Genomic DNA, 26,230 nt, shown 5'->3' with positions numbered 1-26,230 from the left:
CTTTGCGGCCCTTCGCAGGCAAGCCAGCTCCTACAGGAACATTGCGTCCCTCTGTAGGAGCTGGCTTGCCTGCGAAGGACCGCAAAGCGGTCCCGGCATCTCCCAACCTACAAAAATCCTGCCGAGACCTCCGTCGTGTCCCTACCCAGCAACTACTCCCCCGACTCCCCCGTCCCCGGTCACCAGCGCATCTTCGGCGCCCGTGACCTGTTCTCCCTGTGGTTCTCCCTCGGCATCGGCCTGATGGTCCTGCAGACCGGCGCCTTGCTCGCGCCGGGCCTGGGCCTGGCCGGGTCGGTCCTGGCGATCGCCATGGGGACCCTGGTCGGGGTGTTGCTGCTGGCTGCGGTGGGGGTGATCGGCAGCGACACCGGGCTGTCGGCCATGGCCGCCCTGCGCCTGAGCCTGGGCAAGCACGGCGCGGCACTGCCGGCGGTGTTGAACCTGTTGCAACTGATCGGCTGGGGCTCGTTCGAGATCATCGTCATGCGCGATGCCGCCAGCCTGCTCGGCGCGCAGTCGTTCGGCGAAACCAGCGCGTGGAACAGCCCGCTGCTGTGGACCCTGTTCTTCGGCGGCCTGGCGACCCTGCTGGCGGTCAGTGGGCCACTGACGTTCGTGCGCCGCGTCCTGCGCAAGTGGGGCATCTGGTTGCTGCTCGGCGCCTGCCTGTGGCTGACCTGGAACCTGTTCGCCAAGGCTGATCTGGCGGCGTTGTGGGCGCGCGCCGGCGACGGTTCGATGTCGCTGGCGGTGGGCTTCGACATCGCCATTGCCATGCCGCTGTCGTGGCTGCCGCTGATCGCCGACTACTCGCGTTTCGGCAAGCGCGCCAGCCGCGTGTTCGGCGGTACCGCGCTGGGCTTCTTCATCGGCAACTTCTGGTTGATGAGCCTGGGTGTGGCCTACACCCTGGCGTTCGCGCCGAGCGGCGAGGTCAATGCCCTGCTGCTGGCCCTGGCGGGCGCCGGGCTGGGCATTCCGCTGCTGCTGATCCTGCTCGACGAATCGGAAAACGCCTTTGCCGACATCCATTCGGCGGCGGTGTCCAGCGGTCTGCTGCTGCGCCTGAAGGTGGAACACCTGGCCCTGGCGATCGGCGTGGTCTGCACCCTGATCGCCTGCTTCGCGCCGCTGGCGCAGTACCAGAACTTCCTGTTGCTGATCGGTTCGGTGTTCGCACCGCTGTTCGGCGTGGTGCTGGTGGATCACTTCGTGCTGCGCGCTCGTCGCCTGCCGGCGCGGGTCACCTCACTGCACGTCGGCGCGGTACTGGCCTGGGCGGGTGGCGTGGTCACCTATCACCTGCTGGCCAACTACGCCCCGGACGTCGGCGCGACCCTGCCGGCATTGCTGCTGGCAGGATTGCTGCACGCGGTCCTGGGCTTCAGCCGCGGCCGGGAAACAGTTCCGGCCTGATCACGCCGTTCAGGCGCGGGTAGGGGATCTTCAGTTCGACGTGGCCCATGGCGTAGGGGGCAATGCTGTACACGTCGTACTTGAGCACCACCGCGCCGTAGGTCAGGGCGATGTTCGAGGTCTTCTGGAACGGCCAGTTCTTCACGAATTCCTTGTCCTGATCCAGGTTATTGGCGATCTGCCAGCCGCGGTGGGCTTCCTCCACGGTCTTCCAGAAGGTTTCTTCCTGACCCGGCACCAGCATGTCCTGCAGGGTCAGGACCTTCTCCTGCTGTCGTGACCAGTTGATGAAAGCGCGTCCCGGCATGCCATGGGCACCGCCGGTATCCCGATAACTGGACAGTTCGACGATCACCAGTCCGTCATGCTGCTCGCGTACCTTGGCTTGCAGGTAGGTGCTGTGGCGGCTTTCGGCCGAGCGCAGGAAGCTCTCCTCGTAGGCCTTGAGCGATGCGGGCAGCGGCGCGTCCTGGCTGTCGCGGGTCAGTTGCAGCAGGCTGCGTTCGATGATCCCGTCGAGTTGCGGCTGGGCCGGGAAGTGCAGGATGTCGATGTTCACCAGCGGGCAGTCGCTGGCGCTGCAACCGGGCTTGATGTGCTCCCAGGCCTCGCGCTTGACCTCCAGCGGCTTGCGCAGGTTGGGTTGGAAAACGCTCTGGCACGCCCCCAGGACAAGGGCCAGGACAGCCACGGTAGTCAGTTTGACGAGTGTCATGATGATCCTTCTGCAACATCGGTGATCGGCCTTGGACCGTCGGCACGGCCGTCGGTTCGCCACTAAGCTTGAATAGACGGGCGGTGCCTATCCTCGCAGCCCTCGGGTTGACTTTAAAGAGGGTGAAAGCCGAGGGTACGCGGGGTAGGATTGCGCGAAGCTGCACGTGAGGTATCGAGGATTTCCATGACAGACAAGTTGAACACCGTTCCCGCCGCCGTGGATATCGTCCGCCGCGAGACCTGTTTCCAGGGCTTCTACCGGCTCGACCGGGTACATCTGCGCCACGAGCTGTTCGCCGGCGGCATGGGCCGCCAGATCAGCCGCGAGCTGTTCGTCCGTCACGACGCGGTCTGCGTCCTGCCCTACGATCCGCAGCGCGACGAAGTGGTGCTGATCGAGCAGTTCCGCGTCGGCGCCATGGACAAGGTCGTCAATCCGTGGCTGGTGGAGCTGGTCGCCGGTCTGATCGACAAGGACGAGGCGCCGGAAGAAGTTGCGCACCGCGAGGCGCAGGAGGAAGCTGGACTGACCTTCTCCGCGCTGTGGCCGATGACCCGGTATTTTCCGTCTCCCGGTGGCAGCGACGAGTTGGTCCATCTGTATCTCGGACGTTGCAGCAGCGTGGGGGCTGGCGGGCTGCACGGCCTGGAGGAAGAGGGTGAAGACATCCGTGTGCGGGTCTGGGCATTCGAGGATGCCCTGCAGGCCGTGCGCGACGGGCAGATAGCCAATGCGGCGTCGATCATCGCCCTGCAATGGCTGGCCTTGAACCGCGATGAAGTCAGGGGGCTCTGGTCGTGAATCTTTTACGCGAGCGTTATCGGGTCGATCTGGTCGGCTTGCAGGCTGCCTGCGAGGCCAACTACGCGCGCCTGATGCGCCTGCTGCCGGACATGCGCAGCGCCACCAGCTCGCGGCGCATCGGCATGACCCAGGGCGATCAGATGCTTGGCGTGCTGGCGCTGGAAGTGGTCCTGGCCTGTCCGTACACCACCACCCTGCGCGTGCGCCAGGAGCACAGCCTGCCGTGGCTGCCGGTACCGCAGCTGGAAGTGCAGGTCTATCACGACGCGCGCATGGCCGAAGTGGTCAGTGCCGAGCATGCCCGCCGTCTGCGCAGCATCTATCCCTATCCCAACGCGGCGATGCACCAGCCGGACGAGAAAGCCCAGCTCAACCTGTTCCTCGGCGAGTGGCTGAGTCATTGCCTGGCCTGTGGTCATGAACTGGAAGTGGTTCGCTGAAATGTGACGGCCGTCGTGGTGCCGGTTTGATCCTCCGATTCTTCCCCACCATAATCGTGCAGGATTCCCACAAGGAGATGGCCCCTTGCTGCAAGCACCCCCCTCATCCAGTGCCCCGGTTCGACTGGTGCAGCTTTCAGACAGTCATCTGTTCGCCGATGGCGAGGGTTCGCTGCTGGGCATGAATACCCGTGACAGCCTGCAACGGGTGATCGACCTGGTGCTCGCCGAGCAGCCGCGGGTCGATCTGCTGCTGGCCACCGGCGATCTGTCCCAGGACGGTACGCAGGCCTCCTACCAGCATTTCCGCGAAATGACCGCGGTGCTCGGCGCGCCGGCGCGCTGGCTGGCCGGCAATCATGACGAGCCCTTGCCGATGGAGCGTGTCGCGGCGGGCAGCGACCTGCTGGAACCGGTCACCGATATTGGCAACTGGCGGGTGATCATGCTCGATTCGTCGATTCCCGGCAGCGTGCCCGGGCGTCTCGAAGCCGACCAGTTGCAATTGCTCGATCAGGCACTGAGCAGTGCCGACGGACGGCATTGCCTGGTGTGCTTCCACCACCAACCGGTTTCCATCGACTGTGCCTGGATGGCGCCCATCGGCCTGCGCAATCCCGAGGCACTGTTCGCGACGCTCAAGCCTTATCCACAGGCGCGCGCCTTGCTCTGGGGGCATATCCACCAGGAATGGGACCAGCAACTGGACGGCCGGCGCCTGCTCGCCTCGCCCTCGACCTGCATCCAGTTCGCACCGCGCAGCGAAGACTTCAAGGTCGACGACCAGCGGCCGCCTGGCTATCGCTGGCTGGCGCTGCACGACGACGGCCGTCTGGAAACCGGTGTCTCGCGCTTGAGCGATTTTGCCTTCAGCGTGGACTACGGAAACGGCTACTGAAGCATCAGGCAAACTCTAAAGCTGAAGCATTTCCCGGTTATCAGGCTAAACTGCGCGCTTTTGCGCCCGCTCTTCACGGGGCGGTTCACGGACATCCGGGGGCGATAATGTCGGGCTCGATCCTTTACATCCATGGTTTGAACAGCGCGCCAAGCTCGATGAAGGCCAGCCAGCTGCAGGCCGTCATGGAGCGCATCGGCCTGGCCGGCCAGTTGCGCGTCCCGGCCCTGCATCATCATCCGCGCCAGGCCATCGCCCAGCTGGAGGCCGATATCGCCGACCTCGGCCGACCCTTGCTGGTCGGCAGTTCCCTCGGCGGCTACTATGCGACACATCTGGCCGAGCGCCATGGGCTCAAGGCGCTGCTGATCAACCCGGCGGTCAATCCACACCAGCTGTTCGACGGCTATCTGGGCACCCAGACCAACCACTACACGGGCGACACCTGGGAGCTGACCCGCGACCATATCGATGCCCTGGCCGAGCTGGAAGTGCCGGCGCCCAACGACCCCGCGCGTTATCAGGTGTGGCTGCAGACGGGCGACGAAACCCTGGATTACCGCCGTGCCGAGCGTTTCTACCGGGCCTGTGCCTTGCGCATCGAAGCCGGTGGCGACCACAGCTTCCTGGGCTTCGCCTTGCACCTGCCGGCCCTGCTGGCCTGCGCAGGCATTGACGCCCAGGCGTATCAAAGCCTGGATTTTTCTGTATTTTGATTGCTTATTTTCACCCACGAATGACGACGAGAACCCATGGCCAATCCCAGCGCTAGCGCCTATAACGCAGACGCCATCGAAGTCCTCTCGGGCCTTGACCCGGTACGCAAGCGTCCGGGCATGTACACCGACACCAGCCGCCCCAACCACCTGGCCCAGGAAGTCATCGACAACAGCGTCGACGAAGCCCTGGCCGGTCACGCCCGTTCGGTGCAGGTGATCCTCCATGCCGACCATTCCCTGGAAGTCTGCGACGACGGTCGCGGCATGCCGGTGGACATCCACCCGGAAGAGGGCGTGTCCGGGGTCGAGCTGATCCTCACCAAGCTGCATGCCGGCGGCAAGTTCTCCAACAAGAACTACCAGTTTTCCGGCGGTCTGCACGGGGTCGGCATTTCGGTGGTCAACGCCCTGTCGACCCAGGTCCGGGTGCGGGTCAAGCGCGACGGCAACGAATACCAGATGACCTTCGCCGACGGCTTCAAGGCCAGCGAGCTGGAAGTCATCGGCACGGTCGGCAAGCGCAACACCGGGACCAGCGTGTACTTCGCGCCGGATCCCAAGTACTTCGATTCCCCGAAATTCTCCGTCAGCCGCCTCAAGCACGTGCTCAAGGCCAAGGCCGTGCTGTGCCCCGGCCTGTTGGTGAGCTTCGAGGACAAGAGCAGCGGCGAGAAGGTCGAGTGGCATTACGAGGACGGTCTGCGTTCCTACCTGGTCGACTCGGTCAGCGAATACCTGCGCCTGCCGGACGAGCCGTTCTGCGGCAGCCTGGCGGGCAACAAGGAAGCCGTCGACTGGGCGCTGCTGTGGCTGCCCGAAGGTGGCGATGCGATCCAGGAAAGCTACGTCAACCTGATCCCCACCGCCCAGGGCGGTACCCACGTCAATGGCCTGCGCCAGGGCCTGCTGGATGCGATGCGCGAGTTCTGCGAGTTCCGCAACCTGCTGCCGCGCGGGGTCAAGCTGGCCCCGGAAGACGTCTGGGAGCGCATCAGCTTCGTTCTCTCGATGAAAATGCAGGAACCGCAATTCTCCGGGCAGACCAAGGAGCGCCTGTCGTCCCGCGAGGCCGCGGCCTTCGTCTCCGGGGTGGTCAAGGATGCCTTCAGCCTGTGGCTCAACGCTCACCCGGAAATGGGCATGCAACTGGCCGAACTGGCCATCAGCAACGCCGGCCGTCGCCTCAAGGCGAGCAAGAAGGTCGAGCGCAAGCGCGTCACCCAGGGCCCGGCGCTGCCTGGCAAGCTGGCCGATTGCGCAGGGCAGGACCCGATGCGCGCCGAGCTGTTCCTGGTCGAGGGTGATTCCGCCGGCGGTTCCGCCAAGCAGGCCCGGGACAAGGAGTTCCAGGCGATCCTGCCGCTGCGCGGGAAGATCCTCAACACCTGGGAAGTGGATGGCGGCGAAGTCCTCGCCAGCCAGGAAGTGCACAACATCGCCGTGGCCATCGGCGTCGATCCGGGTGCCGCCGACCTCAGCCAGCTGCGTTACGGCAAGATCTGCATCCTCGCCGACGCCGACTCCGACGGGCTGCACATCGCCACCTTGCTCTGTGCGCTGTTCGTCCAGCATTTCCGTCCGCTGGTGGAAGCCGGCCACGTCTACGTGGCGATGCCGCCGCTGTACCGCATCGACCTGGGCAAGGAGATCTACTACGCCCTCGATGAGGCCGAGCGCGACGGCATCCTCGACCGCCTGGTGGCCGAGAAGAAACGCGGCAAGCCGCAGGTCACCCGATTCAAGGGCCTCGGTGAGATGAACCCGCCGCAGCTGCGCGAGACCACCATGGACCCGAACACCCGGCGCCTGGTCCAGCTGACCCTCGACGACTTCGAGCAGACCCGGGAAATCATGGACATGCTCCTGGCCAAGAAGCGTGCGGGCGACCGCAAGAGCTGGCTGGAAAGCAACGGCAACCTGGCCGAGGTCATGGCTTGATCCGTGCGCTGCTGACGGCACTGCTGGCGCTGCTCGCGGTGCCGGCCATGGCCGAGCCGTGGCCGGAACTGAGCATGCTCTCCGAGCATCCGGTCGAGGGCATGCGCGGCGGCAACCTGTCGGGGCTGGCGCAGTGCAACGGTGCACTTTGGACCATCTCCGACCGCGACGACGACCTGCTCTACCGGCTCGATACCGCCAGCCATGTCTGGCAGGCGGTCGGCGTGCCGCTGGCGGTGCCGCCGGTACCGGATACCGGACTGCCGCTGGGCCTGCGTTCGCGGCAGTGGGTGGCCTCCCTGATACGAGGCGGCGACCTTGATTTCGAGGGCCTGAGCTGCGACGCCGCGGGCAACCACTACATCGTCAGTGAAGCCCATGCCGCGGTGCTGCAGGTGCCGCTGGACGGCGAGCCGAACTGGCTGCGCATCGATCCGAGCATGATTCGCCAGGCCCGGGCCAGCGGCATGCTCCTGCATTTCAATGCCTTGTTCGAAGGGCTCGCCATCAGTCCGGCCGGCGATCGCCTGTGGCTGGCAGCCGAGCGCGAGCGCCGCGGCCTGCTGCTGGTCAACCGCAAGCAAAGCACCTGGACCTGCGGCGAAGCCTGCGTGGTGCTCAGCGAAGCCGGCACCGAGATGCAGCCCGAGCAATTCCCCAATGCCCGCGACGTCTCGCGGGACTTTGCCGACCTGGCGCTGTTCGAGGGCAAGCTGTTCACCCTGGAGCGCAATGCCTATCGCATCTGTCGGCGCGATGCGCAGAGCGGCCAGGTCGAGCGTTGCTGGTCGTTCGCCGCCGAGGCGCTGGTCGATTCGCGGCGCTACGGTCAGCCATACGGTCTGGCCGAGGCGCTGGTGATCGACGCCGACGGGGCCTGGATCGGCCTGGACAACAACGGCGGCACCCGCGCCGATGGCGAGGACCGATCGATCGTCTGGCGTTTCGCCGCGCCGAAAGGCGGCTGGAGCGCGAAGAAATGAGCCAGACCCCGGGCCAGCGCATCGGGCGGGTGTTCATGGTTCTGGCCTGGGCGGCCGGGCTGTTTCTCGCCACGCGCTTCTTTGGCGCGTGGGAGGACAAGCAGGCCAACCCCAACAGCCAGATCACCTCGCAGCACGGCGACGGCTTTGTCGAGGTACGCCTGGCCGCCAATGGCCAGGGGCACTTCGTCGCCGATGGCCTGATCAACGGCCAGGCCGTGCATTTCCTGCTCGACACCGGCGCCACCGATGTGGCGATTCCCGAGTCCCTGGCCCGCGATTTCGGCCTGGAACGCGGCGCCCCGGTGACCCTGAGCACCGCCAATGGCCGCACCGAGGGTTACCGCACCCGTCTGGACAGCGTGCAATTGGGCGATATCCTGCTGCGCGACGTTCGCGCCCTGGTCGTGCCCGGACTGGATGGCGACCAGGTATTACTGGGCATGAGTGCCCTGAAACGACTTGAATTCACCCAGCGCGGCGGCACCTTGCTGCTGCGCCAGCTCTTGAATTGATGAGGCCCGCATGAGCGACTCCCTTGATCTGAGCCTCGATGGCGTAGAGCGTCGGTCACTGGCCGACTTCACCGAACAGGCCTATCTCAACTATTCCATGTACGTGATCATGGACCGGGCCTTGCCGCACATCGGCGACGGCCTGAAACCGGTACAGCGGCGTATCGTCTACGCCATGAGCGAACTGGGCCTGGATGCCGATTCCAAGCACAAGAAGTCCGCGCGTACCGTCGGTGACGTGCTCGGCAAGTTCCACCCGCACGGCGATTCGGCCTGCTACGAAGCGATGGTGCTGATGGCGCAGCCGTTCAGCTACCGCTACACCCTGGTCGACGGCCAGGGCAACTGGGGTGCGCCGGACGATCCGAAGTCCTTCGCCGCCATGCGTTACACCGAGGCGCGCCTGTCGCGCTACTCCGAAGTGCTGCTCAGCGAGCTGGGCCAGGGCACCGCGGACTGGGTGCCGAACTTCGATGGCACCCTGGATGAACCCGCCGTGTTGCCGGCGCGTTTGCCGAATATCCTGCTCAATGGCACCACCGGTATCGCCGTGGGCATGGCCACCGACGTACCGCCGCACAACCTGCGCGAAGTCGCCAGCGCCTGCGTGCGCCTGCTGGATGAGCCGAAAGCCACGGTGGAACAGCTCTGCGAGCATATCCAGGGCCCGGATTATCCGACCGAAGCGGAAATCATCACGCCGCGCGCCGAATTGCAGAAAATCTACGAAAGCGGCCGCGGCTCGATCCGCATGCGTGCCGTCTATCGCATCGAGGACGGCGATATCGTCGTCACCGCGCTGCCGCACCAGGTCTCCGGGGCCAAGGTGCTGGAGCAGATCGCCGCGCAGATGCAGGCCAAGAAGCTGCCGATGGTCGCCGACCTGCGTGACGAGTCCGACCACGAGAACCCGTGCCGCATCGTCATCATCGCCCGCTCCAACCGGGTCGATCTGGACGAACTGATGCAGCACCTGTTCGCCACCACCGACCTGGAGTCGAGCTACCGGGTCAACGTCAACATCATCGGCCTCGATGGTCGTCCGCAACTGAAGAACCTGCGCGCGCTGCTGCTGGAATGGCTGGAATTCCGCATCGCCACCGTGCGTCGGCGCCTGAAGTTCCGCCTCGACAAGGTCGAGCGTCGCCTGCACCTGCTGGACGGTTTGCTGGTGGCGTTCCTCAACCTGGACGAGGTGATCCACATCATCCGCACCGAGGACCAGCCGAAACAGGCGCTGATCGCCCGTTTCGACCTGACCGAGATCCAGGCCGACTACATCCTCGAGACCCGTCTGCGCCAACTGGCGCGCCTGGAAGAGATGAAGATCCGCGGCGAGCAGGACGAACTGCTCAAAGAGCAGGCCAAGCTGCAGGGCCTGCTGGGTAGCGACACCAAACTGCGCAAGCTGGTGCGCAGCGAACTGATCAAGGACGCGGAAACCTACGGCGACGAGCGGCGCTCGCCGATCGTCGAGCGCACCGAGGCCAAGGCCCTGTCGGAAAACGAGCTGATGCCGACCGAGCCGGTCACCGTGGTGCTTTCGGAAAAAGGCTGGGTGCGTTGCGCCAAGGGCCATGACATCGACGCCACCGGCCTGTCGTACAAGGCCGGTGACGGCTTCAAGGTGGCGGCGGCGGGGCGTTCCAACCAGTTCGCCGTGTTCATCGACTCCACCGGACGCAGCTACTCGGTGGCGGCGCACACCCTGCCGTCGGCGCGGGGGCAGGGCGAACCGCTGACGGGCCGCCTGACCCCGCCACCGGGAGCGTCCTTCGAGTGCGTGCTGCTGCCGGACGACGAGGCGTTGTATGTCATCGCTTCCGACGCGGGCTATGGCTTCGTGGTCAAGGGCGAAGACCTGCAAGCCAAGAACAAGGCCGGCAAGGCACTGCTCAGCCTGCCCAACGGGGCCAAGGTGCTGGCGCCACGGCCAGTGGCCGATCGCGAGCTGAACTGGCTGGCGGCGGTGACCACCGAAGGTCGTCTGCTGGTGTTCAAGATCAGCGACTTGCCGCAACTGGGCAAAGGCAAGGGCAACAAGATCATCGGCATCCCCGGCGATCGGGTTGCCAGCCGTGAGGAATATGTCACGGACATGGCGGTGCTCTCCGACGGGGCGACCCTTGTATTGCAAGCCGGCAAGCGTACCCTGTCACTCAAGGGTGAGGACCTGGAGCACTACAAGGGCGAGCGCGGACGCCGTGGCAACAAGCTGCCACGGGGCTTCCAGCGGGTCGACGCGTTGTTGGTCGATAGTCCCGAGTAGGTGTTTTACACGCCCGGAAACGGTAATTTCCCACACGTTCCGGGCGTAAATACTGGAGTCAGCGCGTATTTTCGCGGATGATAGCCCCCTTGCGGCGCCGGCGTGGCCGGGTGCCCGAATGAATTCTTGAGTATCACTGCGGTGCCGTATGGTGGCCGCCTGGATGGGATGATGACTTTTCTGCGCCTTCCATTTGTTCTATTGCTGACGGGCGTCCTGGGCCTGGCGGGGTGCAGCATGCACCAGCCGGTCGCGCTCTATCAGCTCGACAGCGGCGAGCCGGGGCAGCCAAAGCAGAGCGCCGGCATGGCGGTGGTGCTGGGGCCGGTTTCGGTCGCCGACTACCTGCAACGGGAAACCCTGCTGCAGCGCCAGACCGACGGTAGCCTGACTGCCGCGACCGACGGTCGCTGGGCGGGCAGCCTGTCCGCCGATATCGATCAACTGCTGGTGCGTCAGCTGGCCTGGCGCCTGGACAGCCAGCGCGTGGTCCTGGCCCCGGCGAGCACCGGCTTCAATCCCGACGTGCAGGTTCTGCTGTCGATCACGCGCCTGGATTCCGGAGCGAACCAGCCGGCGATTCTCGATGTGCAGTGGCGTTTGCTCGACCGTCGTGGTCAGGTGCGTGACAACCGTATCATCCACCTCGAACAGCCCCACAGCGGTACCTCGGCGTCGCAGGTACAGGCTCAGGGCCAGTTGCTGCAGCGCCTGGCCGAGCAACTGAGCACCGCGGTGAAGCCGCTGGCCAACCAGCCGGCGATCGCCGAGGAAGCGCCGCCGAAGAAGCCGGCTGCGCCGGTGCAGGTGCGCAAGGAGCCGGAGAAACCGAAGATTCCGATCGCTTCGCCGATCCGTACCGACCTGGAAGTGTTCCGCTTCTGAGTCGAGCAGACATGAAAAAGCCCGCAGCGATGCGGGCTTTTTTGTTGCTGGCGCGAGCCCTGTAGGAGCTGGCTTGCCTGCGAAAGGACCGCGAAGCGGTCCCTGATAGCGCTGCCGTCTGGGACCGCTGCGCGGTCCTTTCGCGGGCAAAGCCCGCTCGGCGTGCAGCCAGCCGGTCAGCTTTTTACTTGCCGCTCATGCATCCGCGCCAGTTGCCGTTCCAGCATCGACGGGTACGGCTCCATCAGGCGCTCCACGCAGCAAGCCCCTTCCGGGCTGGCGATCGGACGAATCCGCGCGCGCTGGCGAATCAGCGCATCGTCACTGACCGGTCGCTCCACCAGCAGCAGGTTGCGGCTGTGCTGCGACAGGGCCAGGGCGTCCTGGGCCTTCTCGGTCAGCAGCAGGTCGATCTGGCTGAGACCGTGCAGGTCTTCGCCCAGGGCCAGGCCCAATTGCAGTTGCAAGGTGATGCCACTGTCCGCCACTTCCACCTGCAGGGCATGGCCCAGCGCTCGGAGCAGTTCGCCACAGCAAATGGCATTGGTCAGGTAGTCCTCACCGCTGTCCTGGCTGTGGAACAGCAGCAGGGTGCTGCCGTCATTGAGGGTCTGCACCTCGCTTTCGTACAGCGACGCGGCCTGTTCCAGGCAGTCGCGGTAACGGTCCAGCAGTTCGGTCAGGCGTGCACGCGGCAGGCGTCGCAGTTGTTCCTGGGAGCCCAGTTGCACGGCGAGGACGGCGCTCTTCTGCGGCTCGCGCGGTGCGACCGGCTTGACCGCGGCGGTGCTGGTGGATGGCGCCACGTCACCCAGGTCGGCGAAGGCGTCGTCGTCCTCGTCTTCCTCGGCTTCCACGCTGCGCGTTTTCGGGCGAACCACGGCGGGCGTTTCGTCGAAGTCCGGATCGCGCAGGTCGCGAATCTCGAAAGGCTCGCGTTCTTCTTCGAATGACTCTTCGATTTCCGGCTCCGGCTCGACCGCCTTCGGTGGTGGGGCGAAGCGGGCGTGCAGTTGCCGGGCCAGGTCGCCGATTTCGTCCTGGCGTTCGGTGGCCGGCGTGTATTCGTCCAGGTCGCGCAGCCACACCCGCAGTTGCAGCAGCGGGGTGGAAACGTAGCGGCCGAGACGCAGGCTCATGGTCAACGCCAGGGCCAGCAGGATACCGGCGAGGATGCCCATGCTCTGCATGCTGATGGTCATCGGTTGCTGGAACTGGCTCATGTCCAGGCTGATGCGCAACTGCCCGGCGGTGACGTCCTGGAAGGTGATCTTGGTCTGGTACAGGCCCTCGGCCTCACCCAGCAGGCTGTTCTTCGGACGCTGGCCAGCCTCGGCGAGGATGCGGTTGTCCACACTGTAGATGGCGGCGTGGGCCACCAGCGGGTTCTTCACCAGATTGCCGAGCAGCACGTTGAGGCTGAGGATGTCGTTGGACACCAGCAGTTCGGTAGCGGACGTGGCGGTCTGGGTGGTCAGGCTCTGCCCCAGGGCGTCGGCCTGCTCATGCATGGCTTCCTTGAACTGCAAACCCATCACGCAGGCGTAGATCACCAGCGCCAGGGCCACCAGGAAGATGTTGTGGCAGGCGATGCGCAGTGCCAGTGGCACGCGACGCTGACGCAGGGCATGAAAGATCAGCAGGAAGAAATTGTCGGTTTTGACGGGCGTGGGCCGGTTCACTGAGCGCGGCTCTTTATGACGGAGAAATTGCTGCGCAGTATAGCGAGCGCCCCTCGGGCGGCAAAGTATCGACTGCGCCCGATGGTCTGCAAAAGGCGGTAGAATGCGCATTTTTTGCACGTCCTGGAGCCCGTCTTGCGCGAAATCGTCTTGATCAACATCACCGGTGAGGACCGTCCGGGTCTGACCGCGGCCATTACCGGCGTTCTTGCCCGTGGCGGTGTGAACATCCTCGATATTGGCCAGGCGGTGATCCACGACACCCTGTCCTTTGGCATCCTCGTCGAGATTCCTGGTACCGACGAGGGCTCCTCGGTGCTCAAGGACCTGCTGTTCACCGGTTACGAGCTGAACCAGCAGGTGCGTTTCACCCCGGTGTCCGAGGACGACTACCGCAACTGGGTGGCCAACCAGGGCAAGCCTCGGCACATCGTCACGCTGCTGACGCGCAAGGTGACCGCCGAGCAACTGCAGCGGGTCAGTTCCATCACCGCCAAGTACGGCCTGAACATCGACCATATCGACCGCCTGTCCGGTCGTGTGGCCCTGGATACCCCGGTGGAGCAGAGCAAGGGCTGCATCGAATTCTCCGTGCGCGGCGAGCCGGCCGATCCACAGGCGCTGCGTGCCGAGTTCCTCAGCGTTGCCCAGGAACTGAGCGTCGATATCGCTTTCCAGCAGGATTCGCTGTTCCGTCGCAACCGCCGCCTGGCGGTGTTCGACATGGACTCGACGCTGATCGAGGCGGAAGTGATCGACGAACTGGCCAAGGCCGCCGGCGTCGGCGAGCAGGTTTCGGAGATCACCGAACGCGCGATGCGCGGCGAGCTGGATTTCCGTGCCAGCTTCAAGGAGCGCCTGGCGCTGCTCAAGGGCCTGGACGTCAACGTGCTGGACGCCATCGGCGCTTCGCTGCGCCTGACCGAAGGCGCCGAGACCCTGTTCGCCGAACTCAAGCGCCTGGGCTACAAGACCGCCATCCTTTCCGGCGGTTTCACCTACTTCGCCAAGCAGTTGCAGGCCAAGCTGGGTATCGACTACGTGTTCGCCAACGAGCTGGAAGTGGTCGACGGCAAGGTCACCGGTGTCGCGGTCGAGCCGATCGTCGATGCCCAGCGCAAGGCCGATCTGCTTGCCGAGCTGGCGCGGAAGGAAGGCCTGCAGATGGAGCAGACCATTGCCGTGGGCGATGGCGCCAACGACCTGCCGATGCTCGGCATCGCCGGTCTGGGCGTGGCCTTCCGCGCCAAGCCGCTGGTGCGTCAGTCGGCCAAGCAGGCGATTTCCACCCTGGGCCTGGACGGTGTGCTCTACCTGCTGGGCATGCGTGATCGCGAAGGCAATGCGTGATAGTACGAATGGTTCTAACCATTCGTCCTTTGTTCCCTGACGATCTTTAGCCTGCGTCTAGGCTTGCTCGCGTACGGCCCGATCCCGAGGGCCGTGCGGCCGGTCCGGAATCTGGCCGGTCCCCACCAGCAACTTCAAGGAGATGAAGTTCATGGCGATTACGAACAAGTACGCAGTTCAGAACCAATGGGGTGGTAACAGTGCACCGTGGCATCCAGGTGGAACCTGGAAGCTCGGTGGGCGGGACAATCAGCACGTGGTGGCCATCGATATCCGTTCCGGCGATGGCGGCGTGACCTTCAAGGGCAACATGACCTACTCGGGCGAAGGCCCGATCGGCTTCAAGGCCAAGCGTGTTGCGCAGAACCGCTACGAAGTCCAGAACCAGTGGGGCGGCAACGACGCACCCTGGCATCCGGGTGGCGAATGGGTCATCGGCGGTCGTGACAATCAGAGCGTCGTCGCCCTGAGCGTCAAGTCGAACGATGGCGGCAAGAGCCTCGACGGCACCAACACCTATGACAATGAAGGCCCGATCGGCTTCCGCAGTCATCTGGAGTAAGGCGTCAGGTTGAAGAACCGCCCCCTGTTCCGGGGGCGGTTTTGCTTTTCTGGGGACTGCTTTGCAGCCCCAAAGAATCCGGTCAGGCTTGCGGCAGCGCCAGGCACTGGCCCATGGATACCGCGGAACCGGCACCAAGGCTCTCGGCCCACTTCACCTGCTCCGGACCGAACAGCACGATGGCGGTCGAACCCAGTTTGAAACGACCCAGTTCCGCGCCTTTCTCCAGATGGATCGGCGCGCGGGACGCTTCGTCATAGCGGAAGGTCTTCAGCTCGCGCTTCGGCGGGGTGACCAGGCCGGCCCACACTGTCTCGATCGAGGCAACGATCATCGCCCCCACCAGTACCACGGCCATCGGACCGCGCTCGGTGTCGAACAGGCAGACCACGCGCTCGTTGCGGGCGAACAGTTCCGGGACGTTTTCCGCGGTGGTCTGGTTCACCGAGAACAGCCGGCCGGGCACGTAGATCATTTCACGCAGGGTACCGGCCAGCGGCATGTGCACGCGGTGGTAGTCCTTCGGCGACAGGTACACGGTGGCGAATTCGCCACCCATGAACGGCGCGGCATTGGCCGGGTCGCCACCGAGCAGTTCCTGGGCACTGAAGCTGTGGCCCTTGGCCTGGAAGATGCGGCCGTGCTCGATCGGACCGAGCTGGCTGATCGCGCCATCGGCCGGGCAGAGGATCGCACCGGGGGTCGGGTCCAGCGGGCGTGCGCCGGGTTTCAGGGCGCGGGTGAAGAAGTCGTTGAAGTGTTCATAGGCGGTGACGTCTTCGACCAGGGCCTGCGACATGTCCACCTGGTAGCGCTTGGCGAACCAGGTGGTGAAGGCGTTCTTGAACCAGCGCACGCGGCATTCGGCGATGCAGCCGGCCAGACGCGAGAGCAGGTGATGGGGCAGCAGGTACTGGCTGATGATGAACAAGCGGGATTTCATTGGGTTTCCTTAAACTTCGACGGGCGTGTCCGGATGGTTGCCCCATTCGCCCCAGGAGCCGGCGTATGCCTTGACCCGTGGGTAGCCCAGGTGCTTGGCCACCAGATAGGTGAAGCCCGAGCGGTGGTGAGTCTGGCAGTGGGTGACCACTTCCTTGTCCTTGCTGATGCCGAGCTGTTCGAGGATCTGCGGCATGTCCTTGCGGATGCGCAGGGCGTCGTTCAGGTCCATGCCGGCGGTCCACTCGAAGTTGACCGCGCCGGGGATGTGCCCGCCCTTGGCGGCGAGGACTTTCTCGCCGCGGTATTCGCCGGGGCTGCGTGCATCCCAGATCGCCAGGTCGGCGGCGCCGAGACGGCTTTGCAGGTACTCGCGGGTGGCGGTGGGCTCGTCGTGCAGCACCAGGCTGACGGGGCCGCCAGCGCTGGCCGGGACGTCGGTGCTCAGCTTGTTCGCCGGCCAGGCCTGCACCCCGCCATTGAGGTAGTGGTAGCGCGAGTGGCCGATGACATCCAGCAGCCAGATGAAGCGCCCGGCCCAACCGCCGCCTTCATCGTCGTAGACCACATAGGTGGCGTCGGGACGATGGCCCAGTTCTCCGAACAGCTTTTCCAGCTCGGCCTTGGCCGGTGCCAGGCCCGGTGCCGGTGGCTGGCCCAGTTGCGTGCGCTTGGGATCGACGAAACGGGCACCGGGAAGGTGGCCGCTGCCGTAGCGATTGACGCTGGTCAGGTCGACCAGGATCAGTTCCGCCGAGTCGAGGCGTGGCAGCAGGTCCGCCGGTTCGATCACCAGGGGCAAGCCAGAGAAGTCGGTCATCCAGATACTCCAGATCGGATCAGAGGGGGGCGATTGTAGCGCAGGGTCAGGCGCTGCGGTTGCTGAAGGTGGCGAGGGCGCGTTCCAGGCACTGCGCGGTCTTGGCGAAGGCCTGCACACTGACTTCCGAGAACGGCCCGCCTCCCTGGTCGGCCATCAGCACCATCACCACCTTGCCGTTGTTCGACAGTGAACGCAGGAGCAGGTGTTCCCCGCGAAACAGCGCGCGCAGACTGGCGGGCAGCAGGGCGGAGAACTGCGCGTGGTTCTGCGGGGTCAGGCGCAATTGCGCCGATTGCGCCAGCAGACGCTGCAGCAGCTTGCTCTGGGTCACCGGCACGGTGAGGTTGGCCGCCTGCGCCGGTATCCCGGCCAGTTGATGGACGCGCAGGAAACTCTGCGTCTTGTCGCTCATCAGCAGCAGGATCCGTTTCATCCCGCAGGCTTGCAGGGCGTCGCGGGCATAGCCGGTCAGGTGCATGGCATTGGAGAACGGGCTGGGTTCGCTGAGCAGTTCGGTGCAGAACTTGCGCCAGTCGCCAAGGGCCTTGGTGTCCGGCGTCCCCGCCTGCTGCATGCCGCGGGGAACGTAGCAGGTATCCCATGGCCAGAGCAGCATCTGCGCCGGATGGAACACCTCCTCCAGGGCATGCTTGCGTGCGCTCTGCGCGGCCTGCTGGTGGCTCTGGCCCTGGACATCCTCCAGCGGCACCTGCAGATAGAGGGCGATCAATTGTTGCCAGCGCTGAATGTGCGTGCCGGTCCATGCATGCTGCGACGCCAGTGCCAGGCCGTTGGCCAGCAGCACGGTATTGGCCGGGTGATTGAGCCAGCGGCGCAATGCCGGATCGGCGTCCAGGTGCTGTTGCTGGCGCAGCGGGCTCTTGTGGTCGCGGGCGATGTGCATGACCTTGACCAGCAGCCGGCGTTCTTCCTGCAGCAGGTGATAACCCTGGGTGACCCAGGTCGGCAGGCGCCAGAACTCGGCCAGGGTCTGGCACAGGCCGAGCAGGCGCACGCCGAACAGTTCCCGCTCCACTTTCGGCGCCGGTTCGCCGCGGTGCACCACGCGCAGTTCCCACTCCTCCAGCAATTGCGGGTGGGTCAGGGCCAGCGGCCAGAGTGGCGCGAGAAACAGCAGGCTGCCCCAGTGAATGTCCTGCCAGAGGCGGGCGAGACGGCTGGCGAACATGCCGCTGGCCTGTTGGCTCGCATGCTGGCTGATCATCTGCAGTTGGCGCAGGGCCAGGGGGATTTCGTTGACCGGCGCGGTGGGCAGGCGCTCCACCAGCGACTCGACGCGGGCCAGGCCCAGGCGATTCAGCGCAACTTCGAGGTTTTCCGCCGGCTCGGCAATGCTGGCGTGGGTATGGCGATTGGCTTCGCGCATCACACTGAGCACCAAAGCCGGACTATCCTGCATGACTTCGGCAATGTCGCGCAGCGACCGGCGACTGTCCGCGATGGCGGTTTTTACACGGTCGTGGCTATGGCAGGGAACCGGAAGGTGAGTGCCATCCAGTAGTTTGATCCAGGCGTCGAGAGTCTTCGGATTCGTAGTTGGCACGATGGTTTCACTAGGCATGCTGGAATTGGGCCAAGCTGGCTTTTCGCCTTGACTGGCTATAGTCTGGCGCAGAACTGCCGATAAGTAGAAGAAGAGTTTTACGAACTTCCGTCCCCGACCCGAGACCCGACAGTAAGTGCTTTCTATCTATGGCTAAAATTATCGGCATCATCGTCGTATTCGCGAGCGTGCTTGGCGGATACGTGCTCTCCCACGGCAAGATCGCGGCTCTGATCCAGCCTTTCGAGGTGCTGATCATCGGCGGCGCTGCGTTCGGTGCATTCCTCCAGGCCAACCCCGGCTACATGACCATGCATGTGGTGAAAAAGTCGCTGAGCATGTTCAGCAGCCGCTTTTCCCATGCCTTCTATATAGAAGTGCTCGGCCTGGTCTACGAGATCCTCAACAAGAGCCGCCGCGAAGGCATGATGGCGATCGAGGGCGACATCGAGGATGCCGCCGCCAGTCCCATCTTCGCCAAGTATCCGGCCGTGCTGAAAGACGAGCGCATGACCGCGTTCATCTGCGACTACCTGCGCATCATGTCCACCGGCAACATGGCGCCCCATGAGCTGGAAGGCCTGTTCGACATGGAACTGCTGAGCCTGAAGGAAGAGCTGGAGCACCCGTCCCATGCGGTGACCGGCATCGCCGATGGCATGCCAGGCTTCGGTATCGTCGCGGCGGTACTGGGTATCGTGGTGACCATGGCGTCCCTCGGTGACGGTGACCAGAAGTCCATCGGCCTGCACGTGGGTGCGGCGTTGGTCGGTACCTTCTTCGGTATTCTCGCGGCCTACGGTTTCTTCGGCCCGCTGGCCAACTCGCTGGCCCACGATGCCAAGGAAGAACTGAACACCTACGAGGCGATCAAGGCCTCCCTGGTGGCCTCGGCTTCCGGCATGCCGCCGTCGCTGGCGGTCGAGTTCGGGCGCAAGGTGCTGTATCCGAAGCACCGTCCGAGCTTCGCCGAGCTGGAACAAGCGGTCCGCGGTCGCTGATCCATGGAAAACAATCAGCCGATAATCATCAAGCGCGTCAAGCGCTTCGGCGGCGGTCACCACGGCGGTGCGTGGAAGATCGCCTTCGCCGACTTCGCCACGGCGATGATGGCCTTCTTCCTGGTGCTCTGGCTGCTGTCCACGGCCACGCCAGAACAGAAGATCGCCATCGCCGGCTATTTCAAGGACCCGATCGGGTTCTCCGAAAGCGGCACGCCCTACATCATCGATCTTGGCGGTTCGCCGGAGCTGGCGCCGGAGAAGACCATCAACCCCGAGCAGAAGGCCGAGCCGACGCCGGAGAGCAGCATCGTCAGTCCCGAGCAGGCCGAGAACCTGGCCGAGCAGGTGGAGCGCGAGCGTCTCGAACTGGTCCTGCAGGAACTGCAGAACAAGGTCGAGCAGAGCCCCGATCTGCAGAAATTCAAGGACCAGATCCTCTTCGAGATCACTCAGGACGGCCTGCGCATCCAGATCGTCGACGCCGAGAACCGGCCGATGTTCGACCTGGGCAGCGCGCGCCTGAAACCGTACTTCGAAGACATCCTGCTGGCCATGGCCGACACCATCAAGACGGTGCCGAACAAGATCAGCGTCAGCGGCCACACCGACGCCAAGCCTTATGCTGGCAGTGGTGAATACGGCAACTGGGAGCTGTCGGCCAACCGTGCCAACGCCGCGCGTCGCGCGCTGGTCGCCGGTGGCTACCCGGATGGCCAGGTGGCCCGGGTGGTGGGGTATGCCTCGTCGTCGCTGTTCGACCGCGAACATCCACTGAATCCGGTCAACCGGCGCATCGACATCGTCGTGCTGACCAAGAAGGCGCAGCGGGCCATCGAAGGCGAGCATTCGGCGCCGGACAACCAGGCGCCCGCGACCAACCCGGATGGCACGCCTGCGGCACCGGGTGCGGCGGTACCACAGCCCGAACCCGAGCCGTTGCAGCCTCAGGAGTTGCGCCAGAAGCTGAACATCTTCGAGGACGGTACCTTGAAGATGGATGAGCCTGGCAAGCAGCAATAAGCGTCAGGCAAGCAAAAACGCCCGCCCGGAGTGATCCCGGCGGGCGTTTTTCATGGGACTGTCATCTGTCCACGCGCCTACAGCGGCAGTGCAGGCACGCGGTGTATTGCATGCCGTCAGAATCCCCGGCGCAGGCGGGCCTTGAGGTCGGTGTGGAAGAACTCGGCATTGTTGCGGTTGGTCTCGCCGGCATCCTTGCTGATGGCGCGGCGGAAGGTCTGCTCGTCATGGTAGGCACTGACGAACAGGTCGATGTGCTCGCGCCGGGTCAGGTTGGGCCAGCGCTCCAGATAGCCGGGCAGGCTGCCTTCGCATTGATAGAAGGCCAGCCGGCGGTTCAGTTGGGTCGCGCTGCCGAGGCTGAAGGGAATCCACCATTCATCCAGGCCACCCTGACCGAGCACGGTGATCATGTGGGTGCAGGCATTGATATTGGTGTTGAGCAGGGTGCAGGTATCGTCGGTGGTCTGCTGTGCCTGCGGGTCGAACAGTTCGAGGCAGGTATTGATACCTTCGAGCTTGAGCCGTTCGTTGATCACGAACGCATCGAGGCGGTCAGGGTGGCGGTAGCTGATGAATACAGGCATCACGAGGCGTCCTTTCTGGTGAAAGCGGCGACGATCAGTGAATTCCTCAAGTCCGGCAATAGATGGCTGGAAACAAAGAACGGTCCTACGTTTCCGTGTGACCAGTCCTACAGATAAGGCCTACAAGCGGTATTCCCGGCGAGGGCAATACCGCTTTGCACTCAGTAGCTGTCCTGCGGCAGGCTGGCGATGATCGAGCGGTAGCTGTTCATTCGCTGCTGCTGGACGCGCCCGTCGTCCAGGGCCTTGAGCAGGGCGCAACCGGGTTCGCGGTCATGCTTGCAGTCGCGGAAGCGGCAGGTACCGAGCAGGTCGGCGAACTCGATGAAGCCGGCTTCGACATCGTCGCGGCTGACATGCACCAGGCCGAATTCGCGGATGCCGGGGGAGTCGATCAGCTCGCCGCCACCGGGGAAGTGGTAGAGGCGCGCGGTGGTGGTGGTGTGCTGACCCTGACCGGACCATTCCGACAGCGCGCCGACCCGGGTCTGCACCTCGGGCAGCAGGCTGTTGACCAGCGACGACTTGCCGACCCCGGATTGACCGACGAACACGCTGATATGGCCGTCGAGCATCTTCTGCAGTTGCTCCATGCCATTGCCGTGGTGCGCCGACACTTCCAGCAGCGGATAGCCCAGTTGCCGGTACACCGCCAGCAAGGCGTTGAGCGCCGGGCCGTTCTGTTCGTCGATCAGGTCGGCCTTGTTCAGGAGCAGCAACGGACGGATGCCGGCATGCTCGGCGGCCACCAGGTAGCGGTCGATCAGGTTGGCGTGGGGCTCCGGCGCGGGGGCGAAGACGATCACGATCAGGTCGACGTTGGCCGCCACCGGCTTGAGCTGGCCGCGGCTGTCGGGACGGCACAGCTCGGTGCTGCGGGGCAGTTGCGCGACGATCACGCCGATGCCCTGGTTGCCGGCACGCCAGACCACGCGGTCGCCGGTCACCAGCGCCGGCAGGTTGGCGCGCAGGTGGCAACGGAAGACCTGGCCGGCCTCCTGGCCATCATCGGCCTCGACCTCCACCTGGACACCGAAATGCGCAATCACCAGGCCGGTCTGTTCCGGGCCCAGATCGCCACCTTCGAGCACCTCCAGGGCGCGCTCCTCACGTTTCGCGGCGCGGGCAGCGCGTTCTTCCTGGATCTTTTCGATGCGCCAGTTCTGGCGGCGATTGAGCTGGCGTTTGGCCATGAATGTCTCGTCGTTAAAGCGGGGATGTTGAAACGGCGTCGAGTTTAGCACGCTCCACTAGGCTAAACTGCGCAGCTACCGAGGAGCCCAACCATGCAGAACCCACAGAATCTGATCTGGATCGACCTGGAAATGACCGGTCTGGACCCTGACCAGGACGTCATCATCGAGATGGCCACCATCGTCACCGACAGCGATCTCAACACCCTGGCCGAAGGCCCGGTGATCGCCATCCACCACAGCGACGAAGTCCTTGCCCGCATGGACGACTGGAACACCCGCACCCATGGTGCTTCCGGGCTGACCCAGCGCGTTCGCGAAAGCACCGTCGACATGGCCGCGGCCGAGGCGCAGACCATCGCCTTCCTCGAGCAATGGGTGCCGAAGGGCAAGTCGCCGATCTGCGGCAACAGCATCTGCCAGGACCGTCGTTTCCTGTATCGCCACATGCGTGGGCTGGAAAACTACTTCCACTACCGCAACCTGGACGTCTCGACCCTGAAAGAGCTGGCCGGCCGCTGGGCGCCGCAGGTCAAGGATGGCTTCAAGAAGGGCAGCACTCACCTGGCGCTGGACGATATCCGCGAGTCGATCGCCGAGCTGCGTCACTATCGCGAGCATTTCATCAAGTTCTGACTGCGACGCTGCCCCGTGGGAGTGTGGCTTGTTGTGTGACGAACCACCGCGCAGCGGTCCCGGATCTCACTGCTCTCAGGGACCGCTGCGCGGTCCTTTCGCAGGCAAGCCAGCTCCTACAAGGGTGAGTCAGTCGAGTGGGATGCCCCCTTTTGGTGCCAGCAGCAACTGGGTAGACTGCGCGCCCCTTTTTCCCGGACTCGCACCATGCTGTTGATGCTCTACCTCATCGCGATCACCGCCGAAGCCATGACCGGCGCCCTGTCCGCCGGCCGTCGCGGCATGGACTGGTTCGGCGTGGTTTTGATCGCCTGCGTCACCGCCCTGGGTGGCGGTTCGGTGCGCGACGTGCTGCTGGGGCATTACCCGCTGACCTGGGTCAAGCACCCGGAATACCTGGTGCTGACCAGCGTCGCGGCGCTGCTGACCATCTTCATCGCGCCTCTGATGCGTCACCTGCGCTCGTTGTTCCTGGTGCTCGACGCCCTGGGCCTGGTGGCCTTCACCCTGATTGGCTGCATGACGGCGATGGAGCTGGGCCACGGCATGCTGGTGGCGTCCATCAGCGGCGTGGTCACCGGCGTGTTCGGCGGTATCCTGCGGGACATCTTCTGCAACGACATTCCGCTGATCTTCCGCCGCGAGCTGTACGCCAGCGTGTCCTTCGCCGCCGCCTGGTGCTACATGGGCTGCGTCTATCTGAAGCTGCCGGCGGAGCAGGCGATCCTGATCACCTTGTTCGGCGGTTTCCTGCTACGCCTGCTGGCGATCCGTTTCCACTGGGAAATGCCCAAGTTCCATTACAACGACGAGCATTGATCAAGCGGGGCTGGCCTGGCGCTCGGCGTGCTGGCGCAGCGCCCACTCGACATGCTCGCGGACCAGTTCGGAGGGATGCTCGCGGCGTGCGTTGAGGGCTTCCAGCACCACGATGGTCGAGGGCGCATTGCCCAGGCCCACCGCCAGATTGCGCAGCCAGCGCTCATAGCCGGCGCGGCGCAGGGGCGAGCCTTCGGTGCTGGCGAGAAAGTGTTCTTCATCCCACATGAACAGTTCCGCCAGCCCGGCGTTGTCCAGGCCGTGGCGCGGCTTGAAGTCGTTCTCCGCGGTGTCCTTGGCGAAGCGGTTCCACGGACAGACGATTTGGCAGTCGTCGCAACCGAACACGCGGTTGCCGATCATCGCCCGCAGTTCCTCGGGGATCGCGTTCTTCAGTTCGATGGTCAGGTAGGAAATGCAGCGCCGTGCATCCAGTTGGTAAGGGCCGACGAAGGCCTTGGTCGGGCAGATGTCCAGGCAGGCGCTGCAGCGGCCGCAGTGTTCGCTGGCCTGGGGTTCGTCCACCGGCAGGGGCAGGTCGACGAACAGTTCGCTGAGGAAGAAATAGCTGCCGGCCTTGCGGTTGAGCAGCAGGGTGTTCTTGCCTATCCAGCCGAGGCCGGCCTGTTCGGCGATGGCCTTCTCCAGCACCGGTGCGCTGTCGACGAAGGCACGGAAGCCGAACGGGCCGATCTCTTTCTGGATGCGCTCGGCCAGGTGCTGGACGCGCTTGCGCACCAGCTTGTGGTAATCGCGACCGAGGGCATAGCGGGAGATGTAGGCTTTTTCCGGCTGGGCCAGACGCTGGGCCATCTGCGTGTCGCCAGGCAGGTAGTCCATGCGCAGCGAGACCACCCGCAGCGTGCCAGGAACCAGCTCGTCGGGATGGGAGCGCTTGCTGCCGTGGGCGCCCATATAGTCCATCTCGCCGTGGTAGCCGGCGGCCAGCCAGCGTTCCAGGTGCTGTTCGTGCTCGGCCAGGTCCACGCCGGCGATGCCGACGTGGGCAAAACCCAGTTCGCGCCCCCAGTTCTTGATCGACTGGACGAGGGCGGGGAGATCGATGGAAGCGGACATGCGAAATAGGGCAATAAAGAGACAGGTGCGTATAATTCTGCCAGACATCGGAGCTCAACGACGCATGCCTCAGACCAAACACCCTTCTCACGAACCCCTGGTGCTCACCCGCGACGTCCTTCCGCGCCTGCCCGCGCGGCCGGTGGATGCCCATAAAGGCCAGTTCGGCCATGTCCTCGTGGTCGGTGGCGACCGTGGCACCGGCGGTGCGGTGCTGCTCAGCGCCGAAGCGGCATTGCGTTGTGGCGCCGGCCTGGTCTCGCTGGCCAGTCGTCCCGAACACGTACCCGCCGCGCTGGCGCGCCTGCCGGAGGTGATGAGCCTCGGTGTGCATTCGGCCAACCAGCTGATGGCGCCGATCGAGCGCGCCACGTTGCTGGTGGTCGGGCCGGGGTTGGGGCAGGTGGCATGGGGGCGCAGTCTGTTGTCGGCGGTGGCCAGTTCGAGCCTGCCGCAGGTCTGGGATGCCGATGCCCTGAACCTGCTGGCATCGTCGCCCGTGGCCCTGGTTCGCGGCAGCGTCATCACTCCGCATCCGGGCGAGGCGGCGCGTCTGCTGGGCGTTTCCACCGAGGCCGTGCAGGCCGACCGGCCGGGGGCAGCACGCAAGCTGGCGCGCAAGTACAACGCGGTCTGCGTGCTCAAGGGCGCCGGTACCCTGGTCGCCGACCCGCATGGCCAACTGGCCCTGTGCAAGCGCGGCCACCCGGCCATGGCCGGTGCCGGGCTGGGGGATGTGCTCAGCGGTGTGCTCGGTGCCTTGCTGGCCCAGGACATGAACGCCTGGGATGCTGCTTGCCTCGGTGTCTGGCTGCATGCCTGCGCCGGTGAGCGCCTGGGTGACCAGGGCCGTGGCCTGGCGGCGCACGACCTGGTCCCATCTATTCGTCAGTTGTTGGAGGAGCATTCAGCGTGTCAGGCATAACCCTGTTTCTGGCCGATGAGCAGGCCATGGTCGACTTCGGTGCGCGTATCGCCCGGGTGACCCAAGGCCACGGTGTGATTTTTCTCGAAGGTGACCTCGGCGCGGGCAAGACCACCCTGTCGCGGGGCATCATCCGTGGCCTCGGACATACCGGGGCGGTGAAAAGTCCTACATTTACAGTTGTGGAACCGTATGAAATTGGTGAAGTCCGAGCATTTCACTTCGACCTCTATCGCCTGGTCGATCCGGAAGAGCTGGAGTTCATGGGTATTCGCGACTACTTCGAGGGTGATGCCTTGTGTCTGTTCGAGTGGCCGGACAAGGGTGAGGGCATTTTGCCAAAGCCGGACCTGACCATTACCATAAGCCCCCAGGCGGGCGGCCGGTCATTGAGCCTGCTGCCGCAAGGTGCTCGCGGTGAAGCCTGGTGTGCCGCTCTGGCCTTGGAATTCAAATAG

26 protein-coding genes are annotated in these 26,230 nt (G+C 64.7%); 18 read left to right on the top strand and 8 right to left on the bottom strand.

Annotation, left to right across the window (positions count from 1 at the left end):
• The first annotated feature begins 135 nt into the window (after positions 1-135).
• Complete coding sequence (cytX, locus tag CHB99_RS02495) at positions 136-1,419, top strand: putative hydroxymethylpyrimidine transporter CytX (RefSeq protein ID WP_042120335.1); 1,284 nt, start codon at positions 136-138, stop codon at positions 1,417-1,419.
• Here cytX and CHB99_RS02490 read toward each other — a convergent pair.
• The gene (locus CHB99_RS02490) at positions 1,388-2,134 is read right to left on the bottom strand and encodes an RsiV family protein (RefSeq protein WP_042120333.1); all 747 of its coding nucleotides are present in this window, start codon (positions 2,132-2,134) and stop codon (positions 1,388-1,390) included. The two genes, cytX and CHB99_RS02490, sit on opposite strands and share 32 nt — an antisense overlap.
• A gap of 186 nt (positions 2,135-2,320) precedes the next feature.
• Between CHB99_RS02490 and CHB99_RS02485 the strand changes: the two genes are divergently transcribed.
• From CHB99_RS02485 to CHB99_RS02445, 9 genes are all read left to right on the top strand, one after another.
• A complete protein-coding gene (locus CHB99_RS02485) occupies positions 2,321-2,938 on the top strand; it encodes an NUDIX domain-containing protein (RefSeq protein ID WP_042120332.1) in 618 nt (205 codons plus the stop codon).
• Positions 2,929-3,381: a DUF1249 domain-containing protein gene (locus CHB99_RS02480; protein WP_042120331.1), complete on the top strand. Its 453-nt coding sequence runs from the start codon at positions 2,929-2,931 to the stop codon at positions 3,379-3,381. The genes CHB99_RS02485 and CHB99_RS02480 overlap by 10 nt, the downstream gene beginning before the upstream one ends.
• An 85-nt stretch (positions 3,382-3,466) precedes the next feature.
• Positions 3,467-4,279, top strand: coding sequence for a 3',5'-cyclic-AMP phosphodiesterase (gene cpdA, locus CHB99_RS02475; protein ID WP_042120329.1), 813 nt, complete (start codon positions 3,467-3,469; stop codon positions 4,277-4,279).
• A gap of 107 nt (positions 4,280-4,386) precedes the next feature.
• Positions 4,387-4,995, top strand: coding sequence for a YqiA/YcfP family alpha/beta fold hydrolase (locus tag CHB99_RS02470; RefSeq protein ID WP_042120328.1), 609 nt, complete (start codon positions 4,387-4,389; stop codon positions 4,993-4,995).
• Positions 4,996-5,031: 36 nt separating this feature from the next.
• A complete protein-coding gene (gene parE, locus CHB99_RS02465) occupies positions 5,032-6,936 on the top strand; it encodes a DNA topoisomerase IV subunit B (protein WP_042120327.1) in 1,905 nt (634 codons plus the stop codon).
• A 47-nt stretch (positions 6,937-6,983) separates the two neighbouring features.
• Positions 6,984-7,919: an esterase-like activity of phytase family protein gene (locus CHB99_RS02460; protein WP_377698111.1), complete on the top strand. Its 936-nt coding sequence runs from the start codon at positions 6,984-6,986 to the stop codon at positions 7,917-7,919.
• On the top strand, positions 7,916-8,434 hold the full coding sequence (locus CHB99_RS02455; protein ID WP_042120324.1) for a retropepsin-like aspartic protease family protein: 519 nt from the start codon (positions 7,916-7,918) through the stop codon (positions 8,432-8,434). Before CHB99_RS02460 ends, CHB99_RS02455 begins: the two co-directional genes overlap by 4 nt.
• A 10-nt stretch (positions 8,435-8,444) precedes the next feature.
• Complete coding sequence (parC, locus tag CHB99_RS02450) at positions 8,445-10,703, top strand: DNA topoisomerase IV subunit A (protein ID WP_042120322.1); 2,259 nt, start codon at positions 8,445-8,447, stop codon at positions 10,701-10,703.
• Between the two features lie 171 nt (positions 10,704-10,874).
• Positions 10,875-11,588, top strand: coding sequence for a PqiC family protein (locus tag CHB99_RS02445; RefSeq protein WP_042120321.1), 714 nt, complete (start codon positions 10,875-10,877; stop codon positions 11,586-11,588).
• 176 nt (positions 11,589-11,764) lie between these two features.
• Here CHB99_RS02445 and CHB99_RS02440 read toward each other — a convergent pair whose 3' ends face one another.
• Positions 11,765-13,270 (bottom strand): HAMP domain-containing protein, encoded by a 1,506-nt coding sequence (locus CHB99_RS02440; RefSeq protein WP_042120320.1) that lies wholly within the window; start codon positions 13,268-13,270, stop codon positions 11,765-11,767.
• A 135-nt stretch (positions 13,271-13,405) separates the two neighbouring features.
• Between CHB99_RS02440 and serB the strand changes: the two genes are divergently transcribed.
• Entirely contained in the window at positions 13,406-14,620 is a 1,215-nt protein-coding gene (gene serB, locus CHB99_RS02435) for a phosphoserine phosphatase SerB (protein ID WP_042120318.1), read from the top strand.
• Positions 14,621-14,771: 151 nt separating this feature from the next.
• Positions 14,772-15,182 (top strand): lectin OAA family protein, encoded by a 411-nt coding sequence (locus tag CHB99_RS02430; protein WP_042120653.1) that lies wholly within the window; start codon positions 14,772-14,774, stop codon positions 15,180-15,182.
• Between the two features lie 82 nt (positions 15,183-15,264).
• On the opposite strand, the gene asd is transcribed toward CHB99_RS02430, so the two are convergent.
• The 3 genes from asd to CHB99_RS02415 are packed head-to-tail and all read right to left on the bottom strand — an operon-like array spanning position 15,265 to position 18,529.
• Positions 15,265-16,125: an archaetidylserine decarboxylase gene (gene asd / locus CHB99_RS02425; protein ID WP_042120316.1), complete on the bottom strand. Its 861-nt coding sequence runs from the start codon at positions 16,123-16,125 to the stop codon at positions 15,265-15,267.
• A gap of 9 nt (positions 16,126-16,134) precedes the next feature.
• Positions 16,135-16,944 carry a rhodanese-like domain-containing protein gene (locus CHB99_RS02420; protein ID WP_042120315.1) on the bottom strand — a complete coding sequence of 270 codons (810 nt, stop codon included), beginning with the start codon at positions 16,942-16,944 and terminating at the stop codon, positions 16,135-16,137.
• A gap of 46 nt (positions 16,945-16,990) precedes the next feature.
• The gene (locus CHB99_RS02415; protein WP_042120314.1) at positions 16,991-18,529 is read right to left on the bottom strand and encodes an HDOD domain-containing protein; all 1,539 of its coding nucleotides are present in this window, start codon (positions 18,527-18,529) and stop codon (positions 16,991-16,993) included.
• A 131-nt stretch (positions 18,530-18,660) separates the two neighbouring features.
• Here CHB99_RS02415 and motA point away from each other — a divergent pair, with 131 nt between their 5' ends.
• Positions 18,661-19,512 carry a flagellar motor stator protein MotA gene (gene motA, locus CHB99_RS02410; protein ID WP_042120313.1) on the top strand — a complete coding sequence of 284 codons (852 nt, stop codon included), beginning with the start codon at positions 18,661-18,663 and terminating at the stop codon, positions 19,510-19,512.
• 3 nt (positions 19,513-19,515) lie between these two features.
• Positions 19,516-20,535: a flagellar motor protein MotB gene (gene motB, locus CHB99_RS02405; RefSeq protein WP_042120312.1), complete on the top strand. Its 1,020-nt coding sequence runs from the start codon at positions 19,516-19,518 to the stop codon at positions 20,533-20,535.
• A gap of 116 nt (positions 20,536-20,651) precedes the next feature.
• On the opposite strand, the gene CHB99_RS02400 is transcribed toward motB, so the two are convergent.
• Both CHB99_RS02400 and rsgA read right to left on the bottom strand, forming a co-directional pair.
• Entirely contained in the window at positions 20,652-21,122 is a 471-nt protein-coding gene (locus CHB99_RS02400; protein WP_042120311.1) for a TIR domain-containing protein, read from the bottom strand.
• Between the two features lie 161 nt (positions 21,123-21,283).
• Positions 21,284-22,315 carry a small ribosomal subunit biogenesis GTPase RsgA gene (rsgA, locus tag CHB99_RS02395; RefSeq protein WP_042120310.1) on the bottom strand — a complete coding sequence of 344 codons (1,032 nt, stop codon included), beginning with the start codon at positions 22,313-22,315 and terminating at the stop codon, positions 21,284-21,286.
• A 93-nt stretch (positions 22,316-22,408) separates the two neighbouring features.
• Here rsgA and orn point away from each other — a divergent pair, with 93 nt between their 5' ends.
• Positions 22,409-22,951: an oligoribonuclease gene (gene orn, locus CHB99_RS02390; RefSeq protein ID WP_042120309.1), complete on the top strand. Its 543-nt coding sequence runs from the start codon at positions 22,409-22,411 to the stop codon at positions 22,949-22,951.
• A 207-nt stretch (positions 22,952-23,158) separates the two neighbouring features.
• Positions 23,159-23,770: a trimeric intracellular cation channel family protein gene (locus tag CHB99_RS02385; protein ID WP_042120308.1), complete on the top strand. Its 612-nt coding sequence runs from the start codon at positions 23,159-23,161 to the stop codon at positions 23,768-23,770.
• Here CHB99_RS02385 and queG read toward each other — a convergent pair whose 3' ends face one another.
• Positions 23,771-24,847: a tRNA epoxyqueuosine(34) reductase QueG gene (gene queG / locus CHB99_RS02380; RefSeq protein ID WP_042120306.1), complete on the bottom strand. Its 1,077-nt coding sequence runs from the start codon at positions 24,845-24,847 to the stop codon at positions 23,771-23,773.
• Positions 24,848-24,911: 64 nt separating this feature from the next.
• Between queG and CHB99_RS02375 the strand changes: the two genes are divergently transcribed.
• Both CHB99_RS02375 and tsaE read left to right on the top strand, forming a co-directional pair.
• A complete protein-coding gene (locus CHB99_RS02375; RefSeq protein WP_042120304.1) occupies positions 24,912-25,772 on the top strand; it encodes an NAD(P)H-hydrate dehydratase in 861 nt (286 codons plus the stop codon).
• On the top strand, positions 25,760-26,230 hold the full coding sequence (gene tsaE / locus CHB99_RS02370) for a tRNA (adenosine(37)-N6)-threonylcarbamoyltransferase complex ATPase subunit type 1 TsaE (protein WP_042120302.1): 471 nt from the start codon (positions 25,760-25,762) through the stop codon (positions 26,228-26,230). The genes CHB99_RS02375 and tsaE overlap by 13 nt, the downstream gene beginning before the upstream one ends.

Source organism: Pseudomonas japonica (assembly GCF_900188455.1).
Classification (GTDB): Bacteria; Pseudomonadota; Gammaproteobacteria; order Pseudomonadales; family Pseudomonadaceae; genus Aquipseudomonas; species Aquipseudomonas japonica.
This window is presented reverse-complemented; position numbering and strand designations above follow the sequence as displayed.

Excerpts from the sequence above, each read along its gene's own strand:
- CHB99_RS02375 (WP_042120304.1), top strand. The coding sequence starts at position 24,912 with ATGCCTCAGACCAAACACCCTTCTCACGAACCCCTGGTGCTCACCCGC.
- motA (WP_042120313.1), top strand. The coding sequence starts at position 18,661 with ATGGCTAAAATTATCGGCATCATCGTCGTATTCGCGAGCGTGCTTGGC.
- CHB99_RS02470 (WP_042120328.1), top strand. The coding sequence starts at position 4,387 with ATGTCGGGCTCGATCCTTTACATCCATGGTTTGAACAGCGCGCCAAGC.
- CHB99_RS02490 (WP_042120333.1), bottom strand. The coding sequence starts at position 2,134 with ATGACACTCGTCAAACTGACTACCGTGGCTGTCCTGGCCCTTGTCCTG.
- parC (WP_042120322.1), top strand. The coding sequence starts at position 8,445 with ATGAGCGACTCCCTTGATCTGAGCCTCGATGGCGTAGAGCGTCGGTCA.
- orn (WP_042120309.1), top strand. The coding sequence starts at position 22,409 with ATGCAGAACCCACAGAATCTGATCTGGATCGACCTGGAAATGACCGGT.
- asd (WP_042120316.1), bottom strand. The coding sequence starts at position 16,125 with ATGAAATCCCGCTTGTTCATCATCAGCCAGTACCTGCTGCCCCATCAC.
- queG (WP_042120306.1), bottom strand. The coding sequence starts at position 24,847 with ATGTCCGCTTCCATCGATCTCCCCGCCCTCGTCCAGTCGATCAAGAAC.
- CHB99_RS02445 (WP_042120321.1), top strand. The coding sequence starts at position 10,875 with ATGACTTTTCTGCGCCTTCCATTTGTTCTATTGCTGACGGGCGTCCTG.
- motB (WP_042120312.1), top strand. The coding sequence starts at position 19,516 with ATGGAAAACAATCAGCCGATAATCATCAAGCGCGTCAAGCGCTTCGGC.
- CHB99_RS02415 (WP_042120314.1), bottom strand. The coding sequence starts at position 18,529 with ATGCCTAGTGAAACCATCGTGCCAACTACGAATCCGAAGACTCTCGAC.
- CHB99_RS02485 (WP_042120332.1), top strand. The coding sequence starts at position 2,321 with ATGACAGACAAGTTGAACACCGTTCCCGCCGCCGTGGATATCGTCCGC.
- CHB99_RS02455 (WP_042120324.1), top strand. The coding sequence starts at position 7,916 with ATGAGCCAGACCCCGGGCCAGCGCATCGGGCGGGTGTTCATGGTTCTG.
- CHB99_RS02420 (WP_042120315.1), bottom strand. The coding sequence starts at position 16,944 with ATGACCGACTTCTCTGGCTTGCCCCTGGTGATCGAACCGGCGGACCTG.
- CHB99_RS02430 (WP_042120653.1), top strand. The coding sequence starts at position 14,772 with ATGGCGATTACGAACAAGTACGCAGTTCAGAACCAATGGGGTGGTAAC.
- CHB99_RS02385 (WP_042120308.1), top strand. The coding sequence starts at position 23,159 with ATGCTGTTGATGCTCTACCTCATCGCGATCACCGCCGAAGCCATGACC.
- CHB99_RS02400 (WP_042120311.1), bottom strand. The coding sequence starts at position 21,122 with ATGCCTGTATTCATCAGCTACCGCCACCCTGACCGCCTCGATGCGTTC.
- rsgA (WP_042120310.1), bottom strand. The coding sequence starts at position 22,315 with ATGGCCAAACGCCAGCTCAATCGCCGCCAGAACTGGCGCATCGAAAAG.
- parE (WP_042120327.1), top strand. The coding sequence starts at position 5,032 with ATGGCCAATCCCAGCGCTAGCGCCTATAACGCAGACGCCATCGAAGTC.
- CHB99_RS02460 (WP_377698111.1), top strand. The coding sequence starts at position 6,984 with ATGGCCGAGCCGTGGCCGGAACTGAGCATGCTCTCCGAGCATCCGGTC.